At 38.6% G+C, this 15,466-nt stretch carries 14 protein-coding genes; 9 read left to right on the top strand and 5 right to left on the bottom strand.

What is annotated here, in order from left to right; translation table 11 throughout:
* Positions 1-13: 13 nt before the first annotated feature.
* Positions 14-1,165, top strand: a complete 1,152-nt coding sequence (locus J582_RS08755) for a phospholipase A (RefSeq protein WP_002050661.1) — start codon at positions 14-16, stop codon at positions 1,163-1,165.
* Between the two features lie 42 nt (positions 1,166-1,207).
* Here the strand turns inward: J582_RS08755 and J582_RS08750 are convergent, their stop codons facing one another.
* The 3 genes from J582_RS08750 to ilvA form a co-directional block, all read right to left on the bottom strand.
* Entirely contained in the window at positions 1,208-2,545 is a 1,338-nt protein-coding gene (locus J582_RS08750; RefSeq protein WP_032047766.1) for a TrkH family potassium uptake protein, read from the bottom strand.
* Positions 2,546-2,561: 16 nt separating this feature from the next.
* Complete coding sequence (locus tag J582_RS08745) at positions 2,562-3,212, bottom strand: potassium channel family protein (protein WP_002050624.1); 651 nt, start codon at positions 3,210-3,212, stop codon at positions 2,562-2,564.
* A gap of 142 nt (positions 3,213-3,354) precedes the next feature.
* The gene (gene ilvA, locus J582_RS08740) at positions 3,355-4,902 is read right to left on the bottom strand and encodes a threonine ammonia-lyase, biosynthetic (RefSeq protein WP_170318178.1); all 1,548 of its coding nucleotides are present in this window, start codon (positions 4,900-4,902) and stop codon (positions 3,355-3,357) included.
* A gap of 101 nt (positions 4,903-5,003) precedes the next feature.
* On the opposite strand from ilvA, the gene rpiA reads away from it, so the two are divergent.
* Both rpiA and J582_RS08730 read left to right on the top strand, forming a co-directional pair.
* The gene (gene rpiA, locus J582_RS08735) at positions 5,004-5,675 is read left to right on the top strand and encodes a ribose-5-phosphate isomerase RpiA (RefSeq protein ID WP_000061060.1); all 672 of its coding nucleotides are present in this window, start codon (positions 5,004-5,006) and stop codon (positions 5,673-5,675) included.
* Positions 5,675-6,355, top strand: coding sequence for a SprT family zinc-dependent metalloprotease (locus J582_RS08730; protein ID WP_002050669.1), 681 nt, complete (start codon positions 5,675-5,677; stop codon positions 6,353-6,355). Before rpiA ends, J582_RS08730 begins: the two co-directional genes overlap by 1 nt.
* On the opposite strand, the gene J582_RS08725 is transcribed toward J582_RS08730, so the two are convergent.
* Positions 6,352-7,872: a hypothetical protein gene (locus J582_RS08725; RefSeq protein WP_031982722.1), complete on the bottom strand. Its 1,521-nt coding sequence runs from the start codon at positions 7,870-7,872 to the stop codon at positions 6,352-6,354. The two genes, J582_RS08730 and J582_RS08725, sit on opposite strands and share 4 nt — an antisense overlap.
* Positions 7,873-8,055: 183 nt before the next feature.
* On the opposite strand from J582_RS08725, the gene argC reads away from it, so the two are divergent.
* The 6 genes from argC (at position 8,056) to J582_RS08695 (ending at position 14,500) form a co-directional block, all read left to right on the top strand.
* Complete coding sequence (gene argC / locus J582_RS08720) at positions 8,056-9,111, top strand: N-acetyl-gamma-glutamyl-phosphate reductase (RefSeq protein ID WP_016805333.1); 1,056 nt, start codon at positions 8,056-8,058, stop codon at positions 9,109-9,111.
* A 75-nt stretch (positions 9,112-9,186) separates the two neighbouring features.
* The gene (locus tag J582_RS08715) at positions 9,187-9,945 is read left to right on the top strand and encodes a DUF6776 family protein (protein WP_080660889.1); all 759 of its coding nucleotides are present in this window, start codon (positions 9,187-9,189) and stop codon (positions 9,943-9,945) included.
* A gap of 9 nt (positions 9,946-9,954) precedes the next feature.
* Entirely contained in the window at positions 9,955-10,368 is a 414-nt protein-coding gene (gene clpS / locus J582_RS08710; protein ID WP_001260033.1) for an ATP-dependent Clp protease adapter ClpS, read from the top strand.
* Positions 10,369-10,377: 9 nt separating this feature from the next.
* Positions 10,378-12,654, top strand: coding sequence for an ATP-dependent Clp protease ATP-binding subunit ClpA (gene clpA, locus J582_RS08705; protein WP_022575633.1), 2,277 nt, complete (start codon positions 10,378-10,380; stop codon positions 12,652-12,654).
* A 3-nt stretch (positions 12,655-12,657) separates the two neighbouring features.
* Positions 12,658-13,020: a YnfA family protein gene (locus J582_RS08700; RefSeq protein ID WP_004708502.1), complete on the top strand. Its 363-nt coding sequence runs from the start codon at positions 12,658-12,660 to the stop codon at positions 13,018-13,020.
* A 424-nt stretch (positions 13,021-13,444) separates the two neighbouring features.
* A complete protein-coding gene (locus J582_RS08695) occupies positions 13,445-14,500 on the top strand; it encodes a 3-deoxy-7-phosphoheptulonate synthase (RefSeq protein WP_032047765.1) in 1,056 nt (351 codons plus the stop codon).
* Positions 14,501-14,547: 47 nt separating this feature from the next.
* Here J582_RS08695 and J582_RS08690 read toward each other — a convergent pair whose 3' ends face one another.
* Positions 14,548-15,465: an alpha/beta fold hydrolase gene (locus tag J582_RS08690; protein WP_002050701.1), complete on the bottom strand. Its 918-nt coding sequence runs from the start codon at positions 15,463-15,465 to the stop codon at positions 14,548-14,550.
* Position 15,466 lies beyond the last annotated feature (1 nt).

Genomic DNA, 15,466 nt, shown 5'->3' with positions numbered 1-15,466 from the left:
ATTGGAGATGAACATGGCGTTCAGACAATTTGAACGCACATCTTTACAGCTAAGTATGGGGACCCTGCTTAGCTGTTTATGTGCGTCGGTGGCATATGCTGACACCTTAGCCCCTGTAAAACCTGCGACCGTAGATGCATGTGTTGCCCTCGCTTCAAATGCTGATCGCCTAGCTTGTTATGACTCTGTATTTAAGCCCTCAGCTTTACCCGCTGTTCAAGCTGCCGCAGTACCAGAGCCTGTTAAAAAAATTGATAAACCTGCTGTTCAGCCTGAAACTTTTAAAGAGAAGGTTGTAGATACGGTTAGTAATATTAAAGTAATAGGGAAAGCTCCGAAAATTGAACCTACTACTTCTTTATTAGATCAACGTTGGGAGTTATCTGAAAAAAGTAAACTTGGTGTTTGGAACATTCGTGCTTATCAGCCTGTCTATTTACTACCTGTATTTTGGACCAGCGATAAAAATGAATTTCCAACTAGCCCAAATCCCAATAACACAGTTAAAGAAGCTCAAGATTTGAAATCTACCGAAACTAAATTTCAAATTTCTTTGAAAACTAAAGCTTGGGAAAATATTTTTGGTAACAATGGTGATTTGTGGGTAGGTTATACTCAATCTTCACGTTGGCAGACCTTTAACTCTAAAGAATCTCGTCCTTTCCGTGAAACAAATTATGAGCCTGAAGCTAGCTTAATGTTTAGAACAAACTATGAGTTACTCGGTTTAGATGGTCGCTTGCTTGGTGTCACTTTAAATCACCAATCGAATGGTCGTTCAGATCCGTTATCTCGTAGTTGGAACCGTGTTATCTTTAATGTCGGCTTAGAACGTGGCAATTTTGCTGTAATGCTTCGTCCTTGGATACGTATTAATGAAGCTGCCAAAGATGATAACAACCCCGATATTGAGGATTATATTGGACGAGGCGATTTGACCGCTTTTTATAAGTGGAAAGATAACGACTTCTCCCTAATGTTACGTCACTCTTTAAAAGGTGGAGATGACTCTCATGGAGCTGTTCAGTTTGACTGGGCATTCCCAATTAGTGGTAAGTTACGTGGTCACTTCCAGCTATTTAATGGATATGGTGAAAGCTTAATTGACTATAACCACCGTGCAACTTATGCAGGTTTGGGTGTTTCACTCATGAACTGGTACTAAGTTCGAACCCATAAAAATGCCGCTTTAACAGCGGCTTTTTTATTAACCAATTTGAATGTTGGCCTGAGGATGCTTGAGACGGCTCTTTTTAGGAGTAGCAATTAAATACGCCAGTGTTAAAGGTCCAAGTCTCCCAGCAAACATAAGTAAACTTAATATAAACAGGCTACCGTTATGTAAATCTGGCGTGATACCGCGGGAAAGGCCTACCGTACAGGCGGCTGAAACGACTTCAAATAGTAAGTTCATAAAGTCGGCTTTTGGTTCTAAAAGCAAAAGTATAAAGAACCCACTAAATATGAGTATGCTGGTAATCGCAGTAACAGCTAAGGCCTTATAAGTAGTTTCGTGAGAAACAGAATGATTAAAAACCCTGATTTCATCAGTACGTCTTAAAAAGGACAGAACACTTAAAACTAATATAACAAAAGTACCCACTTTTATACCGCCAGCAGTACTTAATGAACCACCGCCAATAAACATAAGTAGCATCATAAGCAAAGAACTACTATTAGTCATTGCACCTGTGTCAATGGTGTTAAACCCTGAAGATCGTGGAACAGTCGCTTGGAACCAAGCATGTAAAGCTTGATCACCTACGCTTAGCATTCCTAGCGTATGAGGGTTTTGTGCTTCCATTGCCCAAATTAAAATAAAGGCCACTAAATTAATAATGGCAATAGTCGTTAAGATCAGTTTGCTATTTGGGCTAAGTTTTTTCCATTTTTTATTTTGTTTAATATCCATGAGAACTAAAAAGCCAAGTCCACCTATTGTATAAAGCAAACTTACCGTAAGGCAGATCACATAGTTGTTTTGAAAACCCATTAAACTATTATTAAATAATGAAAAACCGGCATTATTAAACGAAGAGATACTATAAAAAATTGCATAATACAAACCACGAGCGAAGCCAAAAGCGGGTGTAAATGCACAGGTGAGAATGACTATGCCGATCAGTTCAAATAAGAGAGTATAAGTCACTACTCCTTTAGCTACGAAGGTCACTTTTGATAGGCTCGTTTGACCCAGGCTGTCCTGAGCCATCATTTGCTGTTTAAGACCAATTTTAGGCGAAAGGCTTAGTGCTGCCAAAATGGCAAAAGTCATGAAGCCCAAACCACCTGATTGAATCAACAATAAAATAATGACTTGCCCAAAAAGTGTAAAAGATTCATGAATATTTAGAACGGATAAACCTGTAATCGTAACTGCTGACGTTGCTGTAAATAATGCATCCATCCAGCTGACATGACCGTTATTGGCAATGGGAAGTTTAAGTAATAATGTGCCAAAGACAATAAAGCCTAGAAAACCCAGCGCTAAAAGAGAAGGTGGGCTTAGGTTTAATGTTTTATGTGGTTTAGGCTTAAGAGACATATTTTTGGGTTCGTTTTTATAGGAAACAATTAGAGAGCTTTTTAAGTTGCTGTAAATGACCTTCTAAAATAAGAATATCATGCGTTTGTAGGGTAAAAGTCTCTTCAGTTTCAAATAAAATTTGCTGCTGTCGTTTTACAAGTAAAGTTTTAACTTGCGGTGCTTGTTGCATAATCCCATACAAATTAATGCCATTTAATTTCTCGGGAATATCGATTTTCACAATATAGTGATCATCATCTAAAGACATGTAACGACTTACCATTGGATAATTAAGTGCTTGCGCAACACGTACACCCATGTCTTCTTCGGGATGAATGATTTTATTGATATTGAGGTGAGACAAAATTGTGTGATGGGCCTTTGTCTTTGCTTTTACCCAAATTTTATCAATACCAAGATTTTTTAAATTCAGCACACATAAAATACTGGCCTCAATATCTTCACCAATTGCAACAACAACCGCATCACAATTTTGAATGTTTAATTCATCCAGTACATGTTCATCAGTAGCATCAGCAATGACAGCATGAGTTAAAACATCGGCAAGATTTTCAACATTCTTTTTGACTGTATCAATGCCAATAACATCATGATTTAATTTTGTGAGTTCTTGAGCAACTGTTGCTCCAAAACTTCCCAAGCCGATGACCGCGAACTGTGCCATAAATAACCTTTTATACTTAATTAGGGCTTTATTTTTAATGATATTTTCTTTGAGATAAAGAGAAGCAATGTAAATATAGAAAATATTGGGCTCAAATAATAAAAAAGCCGACAAATTTGTCAGCTTTTTTATAAAACAAAGATTATTTCAAGAAACGTTTATAGCCCACATTGTCAGTAATTTCTGCGTATGGATAGCTAATTTGTTCTAGGGTTTCAATTAAACCATCTGGATTTTGTTTGGCATCTGTTGCTTGTAAGCCAACCAATACACGGCCTTCTGCAGCACCATGGTTACGGTAATGGAACAGCGTAATATTGTGAGTTGGACCTAAACGAGTTAAGAAGGTGAGTAATGCACCCGGACGTTCAGGGAATTCAACGCGGAACAATCTTTCATCATCTAGATTAGCATGACCGCCAATTAAATAACGAATATGCAATTTAGCAACTTCATCATCAGATAAATCATCTACAACATAATTTTGCTGTTTAAGTTGTTCTAAAATTTCATGACGTTCAGCGTCACCACCTTTTAAGCTAATACCCACAAAAACTTGTGCTTCTTCTGTGTTATTTGCACGGTAGTTAAACTCGGTAATATTACGGCCCTGTAGAGCACGGCAGAAACCTAAAAATGCGCCTTTTTCTTCAGAAAGTGTCACCGCGTAAATTGCTTCACGTTGTTCACCGAGCTCAGTACGCTCTGCAATGTAACGTAAGCGGTCAAAGTTCATGTTGGCACCGCAAACAATCGATACCATGTTTTTACCGCTAATTTTATGCTCCGCTACATATTTTTTGATACCGGCTAGGGCCATTGCACCTGATGGTTCAACAATGCTACGGTTTTCATCAAAAGTATCTTTAATTGCGGCACAGATTTCATCTGTATTAACAGTGACAATGTCAGGATCAACAATTGGGCCAGAGTTATCTGACTTGCGTAGACGAACAATATCAAACGGTAAAGCACCAATTTGTGCAACAGCAGTACCATCTGCAAATAAACCTACATGTGGCAAGATTACACGTTCATTGGCTTCAAGCGCTGCTTTTAAACACGCAGACTCTTCATATTCAACACCAATGACTTTTACATGTGGTGCAACTTCACCTAAGTAAGCTGCTACACCCGCAATTAAACCGCCACCACCTACAGCAACGAAGACGTATTCCACATCGCGCCATTGACGCAATATTTCATTTGCAATGGTACCTTGACCAGCAATAACCAATTCATCGTCATAAGGAGGAATAAAAACTAATCCTTCTGCTTCGGCACGCTGCTGAGCGTATTTATTTGCAATATCAAAGCTATCACCATGTAATACAACTTGCCCACCTAAACGCTTAACTGCCTGAACCTTAATATCAGGAGTAGTGCTTGGCATAACAATAATTGCAGGAATACCCAAACGTTGACCAGACAATGCTACGCCTTGTGCATGGTTGCCGGCAGATGCGCAAATCACGCCACGTTCAAGTTGTTCTTTGGGTAATTGGCTAATACGGTTATAAGCACCGCGTAATTTAAAAGAAAAAACCGGTTGTAAATCTTCACGCTTAAAACGAATTGTATTATTTAATTTTTGACTAATTCGTGGAGCTGCTTCGAGAGGTGTTTCAATTGCAACATCATAAACCGTTGCTTGTAAAATTTGTCGTACCACACGAGACAGCATGTTCATCTTCCCTATAACAGTTTAAAATAGGAAATTATTGTAGCAAACCCTTGTGCATTTGCGCCGTTTATTGGCGCATAAATGTCAAAAAATAGTTGAGTGATGTAATGAGCCTATATGCAACCCAAGATGAAAAGAAACAAGCTGCTGCGAAAGCTGCTTTAAAACACTTACCCAAAGGTGGCATTTTGGGAGTAGGAACCGGTAGTACTGTAAATTTTCTAATTGACTTATTGCCTGAACTACAATTAGAAGCAGCAGTAGCAAGTTCTCAAGCAACAGCAGACCGTCTTAAAAAATTAGGTATCGAAGTGGTTGATATGAACCATGTAGGTAGCCTTGATGCTTATGTTGATGGTGCAGATGAGATTGATCGTCACATGCATATGATCAAAGGCGGCGGCGCAGCATTAACTCGTGAAAAAATTGTAGCTTCAATTGCTAAAAAGTTTGTATGTATCGTTGATGATTCAAAATGGGTTGATCAACTTGGTCGTGATTTCCCATTACCAGTAGAAGTTATCCCAATGGCGCGCTCTGCTGTAGCTCGTAAATTGGTTAGCTTAGGTGGTGATCCGGTTTATCGTGAAGGTGTGGTAACTGATAACGGAAACGTTATTTTAGATGTATTTAATTTGAACATCTTAAATGCAATTGATTTGGAAAAGACAATCAACAATATTCCGGGTGTTGTGACTAACGGTATTTTTGCGTTAAATCCAGCAACGATTGCAATTGTTGCAACAAATAATGGTATTGAAGAGCGTACTGCACAGTAATGTCTGTGGAAATGCCAGAAATTAAAATTGTTCGTCACGTAAGGGCAAGAAAATTGCGCTTACGTGTTGAGCCTGCGTCTATACGTCTCACTGTCCCGCTATTTTGTAGTAAGAAACAAATTCAGCAGTTTTTGGCTCAGTCTGAACAATGGTTGATCGAGACATGGAATAAACAGCACCACGCTCAATCTACCTCGTTTGCGATTCCTTCAGAAATTTCTTTTTTTAATAGAGAGCAGCCTTTTCAAATTGTTGTACAGAAGCAACATCGCATTTTTCAATTTGATTGGGAAAATAATCGTTTATTTATTAAAGACCAGCAAACCTATCAAGCTTTACAAAGCGCCGTTATTGCTTATGCCAAACAAGAGTTACCAGCACTTTTGTCAGAGCTTAGCCAAAAAACTCGGTTGAGTTATGCAGAGTGTGCTATCCGACGTCCTAAAACTCGTTGGGGCAGTTGCAGTAGTCAACATAATATTATGCTGCATGCAGGTCTGGTTCTTATGCCTGCTCAAATTACTCGTTATGTTTGCATTCATGAATTAGCTCACACCAAACACTTCGACCATAGTCCTGCATTTTGGGCCGAAGTTGCAAAGTTCGACCCAAACTATATGCAGCATCGCAGACAATTAAAAGGTAACCCATTGCCTGCGTGGTGGTATGTGACAGCTTAGCTAAAGCTACATTCTAATTGTGTTGTTTGTAAGACATCTGGTGCCTTACGGCTATCAAGACCAGCTTGAGCACTGACAATCTTATTCGCTTTAATATGTAGCTGTATAAAATTATATTGCTGTGTTGAATTGTTAGGTTCTGATGAACTTGAGTTAAGTAAGTAGCTATAACTTGCAGCGTCGGTTTGCAGTAAATTATCTGTACTATCTGCGCTTAAGGCTGAGCGATAACTTAGTGAACCTTGAATTAACTCAATTTGGCCATTAGCACGGAAATTAAGTTGGCAACCCGATGCGCTGTTTTCATAGTGACCAACTAAATAGTCCGTAGCAGGCAGTTTAGGGTCAGATATATTGATGCTAGTTAAGCCTTGTTTACATGGATAAGCCGAACCATTACAACTTGTGGTAATACCACTAAATCCTACGGCACGTCGGTAGTCACCAGCACCATCTATACGGAAAAAGTCAGTTGTATTTCCAGAAGGCACAACTCCAGAATAGAGTTTTTTCTGCAAAAGAACATATCCTGTTTGATCTAAACTGGACTGACTTTGTGCATCTGCTAGTTGCAATGTGGCAGCTTTTAAATTGGTAGCAAAATAATCGCGAGTCGCTTTTTGATTGGCTGCTATGTCCAAAAGCGTATTTTTTACAGGGTCAATATTATCTGGCGATGGACTAAAAATAGGTGTCATGGTTGTATTGTCACCATTAAGCTTTTTGCCGTCTAAATATCCATCTTTTAAATCGGTGGCAAGACTATTTGTAAGTTCTTGATATGCATTGGTACTACCATGAATCGTATTCCAGTATTGTAAATATCCGAAACTCAGATAGCTATCTACATAAGTACTAGGTTGTTTTGTTGAATACTGTAATAAATTTAGTACAGTCAGCGGGCTAGCTGGGCTTAAGCTTGGTATGGCGGCATCTTTAAACGCACTAATAAGAGCGGTGTAAACATCTTGAGAAGCCAAATCAACATGTGATTGTTCAATACGGGTCGGGTCTATCGTTTCTTGTGGAAGTTGGCCTGAACGAATTACGGCACGCTGATAAATCGCTTCTGAACTTGGACTAATCGGCTGCGTTTTATTGCTTATTGAACTTGGAGTAATAAAAGCGTGATAGACGCCAGAAATGTTCTCATATTTAGAATTAATTGGATCAAATACCTGAGATGAGGCTTGAGTTGTGACTTCTACTCGATAAAGCCGATTCAACTTGGTACTTGGAAGTTTAATATTATAACTTGTTAAACTGGCAACTTGGGTATCAATCAAAATACTATTGTCGGTATTGTCATAGACTTTGAGTTGCACATTGCGCATTTCGACAGGGGTTTTAAGTGTAAAATCTGTCGTGACTTCAGGAGTTGGCACAGTCGGTGTCGGAGTGCTAGATGAACCTCCGCTACTACTGCCACCACCACATCCAACAAGGGCTGCGCTTAAAATTAAAGTACTAAGGCCGAGATAAGTGCACAACTTTGTTTGTTTTGATTGATCAAGCATCCTAGCTCTCCAAAAATGAATCTGGTATTTATTTACTGATATTTGTTTGGTTCTGACAGACCAGCAAGTGCTATGTAATTAACGCTAAAAAATAAAAAAATTAAAATTACCAAGCATGAAATGGTTTTGTAAGTCTGGACATCCTGTCATACTACCGCAAGTATAGATTCAATATTTGAGGTAATGCACGTGATTTCTGTCGGAATTGTTGGTGGAACTGGTTATACAGGCGTTGAACTATTACGTATTTTATTACGACACCCAAAAGCGCAGGTTCGAGTTCTTACTTCACGTACAGAAGCAGGCAAACCAGTTGCTGATATGTTCCCAAACTTACGTGGACATACAGATCTTCAATTTTCAGATTTAAATATTGATGCATTAAAAGAATGTGATGTTGTATTTTTTGCAACTCCACATGGTGTTGCAATGCAGCACGCAAAAGATTTGATCGAAGCTGGAACTAAAGTTATTGATTTGGCAGCAGACTTTCGTTTACAAAATCTTGAACAGTTTGAAAAATGGTATGGTATGGAACATGCTTGCCCAGACGTACTAAAAGATTCTGTTTATGGTTTAACTGAGTTAAATCGTGAAAAAATCAAGCAAGCTCAAGTCATTGGTAACCCAGGTTGTTACCCAACAACTGTCCAACTGGGCTTGGCTCCACTTTTAAAATCAGCACAAGCACTCATTGAAACCAAAAATATTATTATTGATGCAAAATCAGGCGTTTCAGGTGCTGGCCGTAAAGCAAGTTTAGGTATGATTTATAGCGAAAATGCCGATAACTTTAAAGCTTATGGTGTTGCGGGACATCGCCATCATCCTGAGATTGTAGAAGCTTTGGAAAATATTGCAGGCGAGAAAGATGTTTTTGAAGGTCTTTTATTTGTTCCACACTTAGTACCGATGATTCGAGGTATGTTGAGTACAATTTACGTGGACTTGACAGAGGCGGGGAAACAAACAGATATACAAGCTTTGTATGAAAACTTCTATGCAAATGAAAAATTTGTAGATGTCATGCCTGCCAATAGTTCACCTGAAACACGTAGTGTACGTGGGGCAAATGAATTACGCATTGCTTTGTATAAACCACAACCAAATAAACTCATTATTTTGGCCGCTCAAGATAACCTTGTAAAAGGAGCATCTGGACAAGCTGTACAAAATATGAACCTTATGTTTGGCTTTAATGAAGATGAAGGCTTACAAGGGATTGGTTTATTACCATAAAAAACTCTTTTTTGCTTCACACACATTTAAATTTCGATTTAAATGTGTGTCTTGACTCTGATCTTAAACACTGAGATGACGATGCAAAACTCGGAACAGACGACTTCTGTAGAAAGTTCGTTGCAAAAGAAAAAATTTTTAAACACCAATAAGCCTTTGTTTATTGGTGCTGCTATTTTAATGAGTGGTTGTTTTGCGCTCGGCTATACAATTGGGCACCGTCAAGGTTTAACTGTTGTAGGTTACGATGCAGATGCAGAGCAATTGGTTGAAGTAGTGCAAAAACAAAAAACAGCGTTAGATGCAGTTAACAAAAGCCTGAATGCTGCTGTACAAGAGCGTGATGTTGCTGTTACAAATGCAAATGACTTGTTTACAGCACTTAATCAAGCCAATGCTGATAAAACGCAACAAGAAGGTATGAGTAATATCTACCGTGAAATTTTAAGACAACGTGGTGGATTAAGCTTAACCATTCAGGATTTGGCAATTAAACCGTTACCAGAAAACGCTTATGAATATCAGCTTGATTTGGTGCAGGTGAGTCCAAATAAACGCCGTGCTTCAGGTTCAGTTGAAATAAGACTGATTAAAGATACTGAAGTCTTGGTTGTGCCACTTGAAGATAAGAACTTTAACTTCACTGATTTTGAGCGTTTGACTGGCCGATGGACAATGCCTAAGGGCTTCACACCTCAGTATATTGAAGTACGTTTAACAGGTGGTTCTGAGACACCAGTGATTAAACGTTTTAGTTGGCAGCGCGGTAAACCTGTCGAAACACCTTCTGCTTTTGTTGCAGAAATTCCTCAAGCTGAAGCAAATTCACAATAGTAACATCATATGCGAACAAATAAGCGTCAAACAAATTTAAAAGATATTAAGGCTTCTTTTCAGCAGTCTGGCTATGTCGATTGGCACTTCAATCCACGCTTAAGTGATTCGCAAAACGAAGATCATGACGGAGAGGTTGTTGTTCAAACAGCACCTCCCGAACTCAAGCGTCCTCCTTTATATGCGGTAGTATTATTGAACGACGATTACACGCCAATGGACTTTGTAATTGAAATTTTACAACAATACTTTGCAATGAATCTTGACCAAGCAACTCAAGTAATGCTAACAGTACACTATGAAGGTAAAGGTACTGCCGGGGTATATCCAAGAGACATCGCGGAAACCAAGGCAAACCTTGTTAATAATTACGCTCGATCGCAAGGTCATCCATTACTTTGCCAGATTGAGCCTAAAGCATAAGGGGGTCACATGCTCAGTCGTCAATTAGAAGTATCATTACGTTTGGCTGTTAGCATGGCTCGTCAAAAGAGACATGAGTTTCTTACAGTTGAACACTTACTATTAGCCTTACTCGATAACGATTCGGCTGTGAATGCATTAAAAGCATGCGGCGCTGATATTGTTTCTTTACGTAAAGAATTAGAAGAATATGTAGAACAACATACTCCTAAGCTTGGCGAAAATAGCGAGCAAGCTCCACATCCAACAGAAAGTTTTGACCGCATTTTGCAACGTGCAATTTTCCATGTGCAATCAAGTGGTGGTGATCGTACTGTTGAAGGTGCGGATGTTTTGGTCGCAATGTACTCAGAGCGTGATTCTTTTGCTGTTTATTTACTTAAACGTCATCAAATTAATCGACTTACTTTGACTCAATATTTGTCTCATGGGACACGTAAAGACGAAGTGCAGGTTGAAGAAGAAGTTGAAGACATTGAGGGTGAAAGCAACTCAGGCAATGCTGGGCCATTAGAACTTTATACGCTTAATTTAAATGTTGAAGCGCAAAAGGGTAAAACTGACCCACTCATTGGTCGTGAAAAAGAAATTGAGCGTACAGCACAAATTCTTTGCCGCCGACGCAAAAACAACCCATTACTAGTTGGTGATCCAGGGGTAGGTAAAACTTCAATTGCAGAAGGCCTTGCATGGCTCATCGTAAATGGTAAAGCACCAAAACCACTTAGCACCGCAGAGATTTATAGCCTTGATATAGGTGCATTGGTTGCTGGTACAAAATACCGTGGTGACTTTGAAAAACGTTTAAAACAACTGTTAAATGCTTTGAAGAAAAATCCAAATGCGATTTTATTCATTGATGAAATTCATATGATCATTGGTGCAGGCTCTAGTATGGGCAGCACAATGGATGCATCGAATCTTATTAAACCAGCATTGGCAAATGGTACTTTACGTTGTATCGGTTCAACGACTTTCCAAGAATATCGTCAGGTATTTGAAAAGGATCATGCGTTATCTCGTCGTTTCCAAAAAATTGACGTAAATGAACCAAGCATTTCTGAAACTATTGATATTTTACGTGGCTTGAAAACGAAGTTTGAAGATTTCCACCACGTACAGTATGACGACAAAGCTTTAGTTTCTGCGGTTGAGCTTTCTGCGAAATTTATTAATGATCGTTTCTTGCCGGATAAAGCGATTGATGTCATTGATGAAGCAGGTGCACAGCGCCGCTTAAAAGCTGAAAGTGAAGACAGTTTAATTACTGTAGAAAACATCGAAGACATCGTTTCTAAAATTGCGCGTATTCCGCCTAAAACAGTGTCTAAAGATGATAAATCAGTACTTGAAAATCTTGAGCGTGACCTAAAACGTGTTGTATTTGGTCAAGATGAGGCAATTACTGCATTGGCTTCTGCAATCAAGTTGTCACGTGCTGGTTTGAAATCACCAGACAAGCCTGTTGGTAGCTTCGTCTTTGCTGGTCCAACGGGTGTTGGTAAAACGGAAGTCACTAAGCAATTAGCAAAACTTTTAGGTGTAGAGCTTGTCCGTTTCGATATGTCTGAATATATGGAACGTCATGCTGTTTCTCGCTTAATTGGTGCTCCTCCAGGTTATGTTGGTTATGACCAAGGTGGTTTGCTCACAGATGCGATTCATAAAAATCCGCATTGTGTTTTATTGCTCGATGAAATTGAGAAAGCACATCCAGATGTGTTTAACCTGTTGTTGCAAATCATGGACCATGGTGCGTTAACTGACAATAATGGTCGTAAGTCAGACTTCAGAAATGTCATTATTGTATTGACGACAAACATTGGTGCAGAAAGCATTTCTCGTGCAAGCATTGGATTTACTGAGCAAGACCATAGCTCGGATAACCAAGAAGCTATGAAGCGTGCATTCTCTCCAGAGTTCCGTAACCGTCTAGACAGTGTTATTCAGTTTAAAGCTTTACCAACCACAGTGATTGAATCTGTAGTTGATAAATTCTTAACAGAATTACAAGCACAGTTAGATGAAAAACGTGTAGTTCTAGATGTAGATCAAAGTGCGCGTGACTGGTTAGCAACCAATGGTTATGATCGTTTAATGGGTGCTCGCCCAATGCAACGTCTCATTCAAGAACACTTGAAGAAACCATTAGCTGAAATGATTCTGTTTGGTGAACTTGCAGATCATGGTGGTAATGTGGCGGTATCAGTGAAGAAAGAAGATGGCAAGGCAGTTGGTCTAAAACTTGAAGTTTTTGAAGATCACCATACGGCAGAACCAGCTTAATTTATGTTAATTGATAGTCTTTCTATAACCCGAATACTTAGTGTGTTCGGGTTATTTATTATTACTGCGATCGCTGAGATTTTAGGCTGTTACTTTCCTTATCTTATTTTAAAAGAAGGGAAGTCTGCTTGGTTGTGGATCCCTACAGCCTTAAGCTTAGCGATCTTTGTTTGGTTACTTACATTACATCCAGCTGCTTCTGGGCGCATTTATGCGGCCTATGGCGGTATTTATATTTTTACTGCACTCATGTGGCTTCGTTTTGTCGATCAGGTCGCTTTAACGAGATGGGATGTTTTAGGTGGCTTTATAGTACTTTGTGGTGCAAGTTTGATTATTTTGCAGCCGCAAGGATTAATTCGCTAATGATGAAGTGACCAATTAAATTTTAAGTAAAAAATAAGAAACTTTTTCGAAAAAAATACTTGTCAAATTCATCAACAATGCGTATTTTAGATTTAAGGAACATTTTTTAATATTTGAGATAAAGATGTTAAATCAATCTGTGAATTCTAACGCTTACTTTTATTTCTGGCAATTTAGATAGTTGCCTGAGCGTATTCGGGCATGAAAGTTGCCCATCACAGTTAATACCTGATCGGCAACCCCGATCAGGTTTTTTTATGCTTTATCTTTTTTAAATCGAGGAACTCAAAATGAACAACATGACTTATTCATACTTTAGCAACTTTTATTGGTTTTACTTTTGCTTACCTTTGCCAACGAATAGATCCAAAACGCTCAAATAAATGATCGGACTGATTCGGTTTCAGTCCAAAGGAAAAGACCAATGAATGCTTTAAATACTTTACTAACTCAAAGTAATACAAAAGAAACACCAGTTAGTTTACCTCTTCAGTTAAAAGCTAAATATCCGCTTGTGCAGACCTTCGCACGTCAAATTGCAGAACACCGTCAAATTATTCAAAATATTCTTGCTGGTAAAGATCAGCGTTTAATGGTTATTACAGGACCATGTTCAATTCATGACCCAGTTGCGGTTCTTGAATACGCAGAAAAACTCCAAAAATTACAAGAAAAAGTTAAAGATCAAATATTCATTGTGATGCGTGCTTATATTGAAAAGCCGCGTACAACTGTAGGTTGGAAGGGGTACATGTATGACCCAAACCTTGATGGTTCATCTAATCTACAATTAGGTTTAGAAAAATCACGCGAGCTTTATTTGCAAATTATTGAAAAGGGTTTGCCGATTGCGAGCGAAATTCTAAGCCCAATGGCAACTGGTTATTTTGATGATTTGTTGGCTTGGGGCGCAATTGGTGCACGTACCAGCGAGTCTCAAATTCATCGTGAAATCTCAAGTCATATGCCATACAGTATTGGTTTCAAAAATGGCACAGATGGTTCGATTCAAATTGCTTTAGATGCTATTCAGTCGGCACAAAATGAGCATCAATTTCTAGGAATGAATCAGCAAGGTTTACCTTCTTTTATTCAGAGTGCCGGCAACCCATTACCACACTTAATTTTGCGTGGAGCGAATCATGGCCCTAATTATGATTTAGCTTCAATTCAGGCAATACGTGAAAAACATAAGCAAAATCTTCCTCCTTTAGTCATTGACTGTAGTCATGGCAATAGTGGTAAAGACCCTTTACGTCAGCCAGAGGTTTTGCAGCAAATCGTTGCTGAACGCTTAAAAACTCAGGTGAAGGGTGTCATGATTGAAAGTCATTTAGTTGATGGTAATCAGAAAATTTCGTGTGAAATGACGTATGGTCAGTCTGTGACAGATGGTTGTTTAGGATGGGATAAAACTGAACAACTTTTGTTAAATGTTGCTGAACAGTTAAAAGCAAATGAGTTAGCTCATTCAGCTTAATGATTTATGGTTTAAAAAAGGGATCTGTTTTTGCAGATCCCTTTTTTTTATGAAGCATGTTTGAGTTCGGATAAGAATGTAGTGATTTCATGTCCGAATTTTTTCGGTTCGGTTAATAATGGCGTGTGGCCAGAACGCTCGAAATAAATTGTTTTTGCATGTTCGACACTATGAGCAATCAGTGTCTGACCAGTTTCTGGATAGAGTGTTGAATTGCGGCCAATAAAGAAAGTTGTTGGGCACTGTAATTGTTGCAATGCCTCACGATAGTCTTCATTGTGAAAAAGATAATTTTCGACGTACCAAAATAAGTAGTCTAAGCGTTGAATCGGTAATAAATATTTCTGTAAAAATGGCTGTTTTAAAGCAGTTTTAAAAACAAATGGACTAAAAGGATTGCTACTTTGCAATTCAATAAAATCTACCCACAAACGTACCAATTTTTGACGGTCTGGAAGTGATAACTCATAAAGATATTTAGCATTTTTATGTTTTGATAATAATTGATAAATATCATTGAGTAATTGTTTAAATTGGGCATGTAATGGTCCGAATAAACCATATTGCCATGTCGCATCTACAGATATTTTAGGCGTTTGATCAATATGTAAATAAGCTTTTAACTGCTGAGCAAGATGAGCATGCTTCATACCATGCATTGCAGTGGTAGCACCCATTGAATAGCCCATTAAAATAAAGTGATCAAGTTTTAGTTGTTCAATTAAATGAGCGACATCTTGCCAGTGGCTTGATATGGCATCTTGCTCGGGAATAGCACAGTTTTTTGAACCGCCAAAACCACGCCAGTCAGGAATAATAAATTCATATTCTTTACGATTTGCGTAGATAAACGGTAGCCATTGCCAACTTTGCATACCTAGACCAGATAATACTAATACTGGTTCACCACGACCAACACGGCGTACAAATAATTTTTCCTGATCGGGCATGGTGTAATAAGGCATG

This window comes from Acinetobacter sp. 1566109 (genome assembly GCF_000582255.1).
Lineage (GTDB): Bacteria > Pseudomonadota > Gammaproteobacteria > Pseudomonadales > Moraxellaceae > Acinetobacter > Acinetobacter nosocomialis.
The sequence above is the reverse complement of the archived record's forward strand: the minus strand, read 5'-3'. Positions and strand labels throughout refer to the sequence as shown.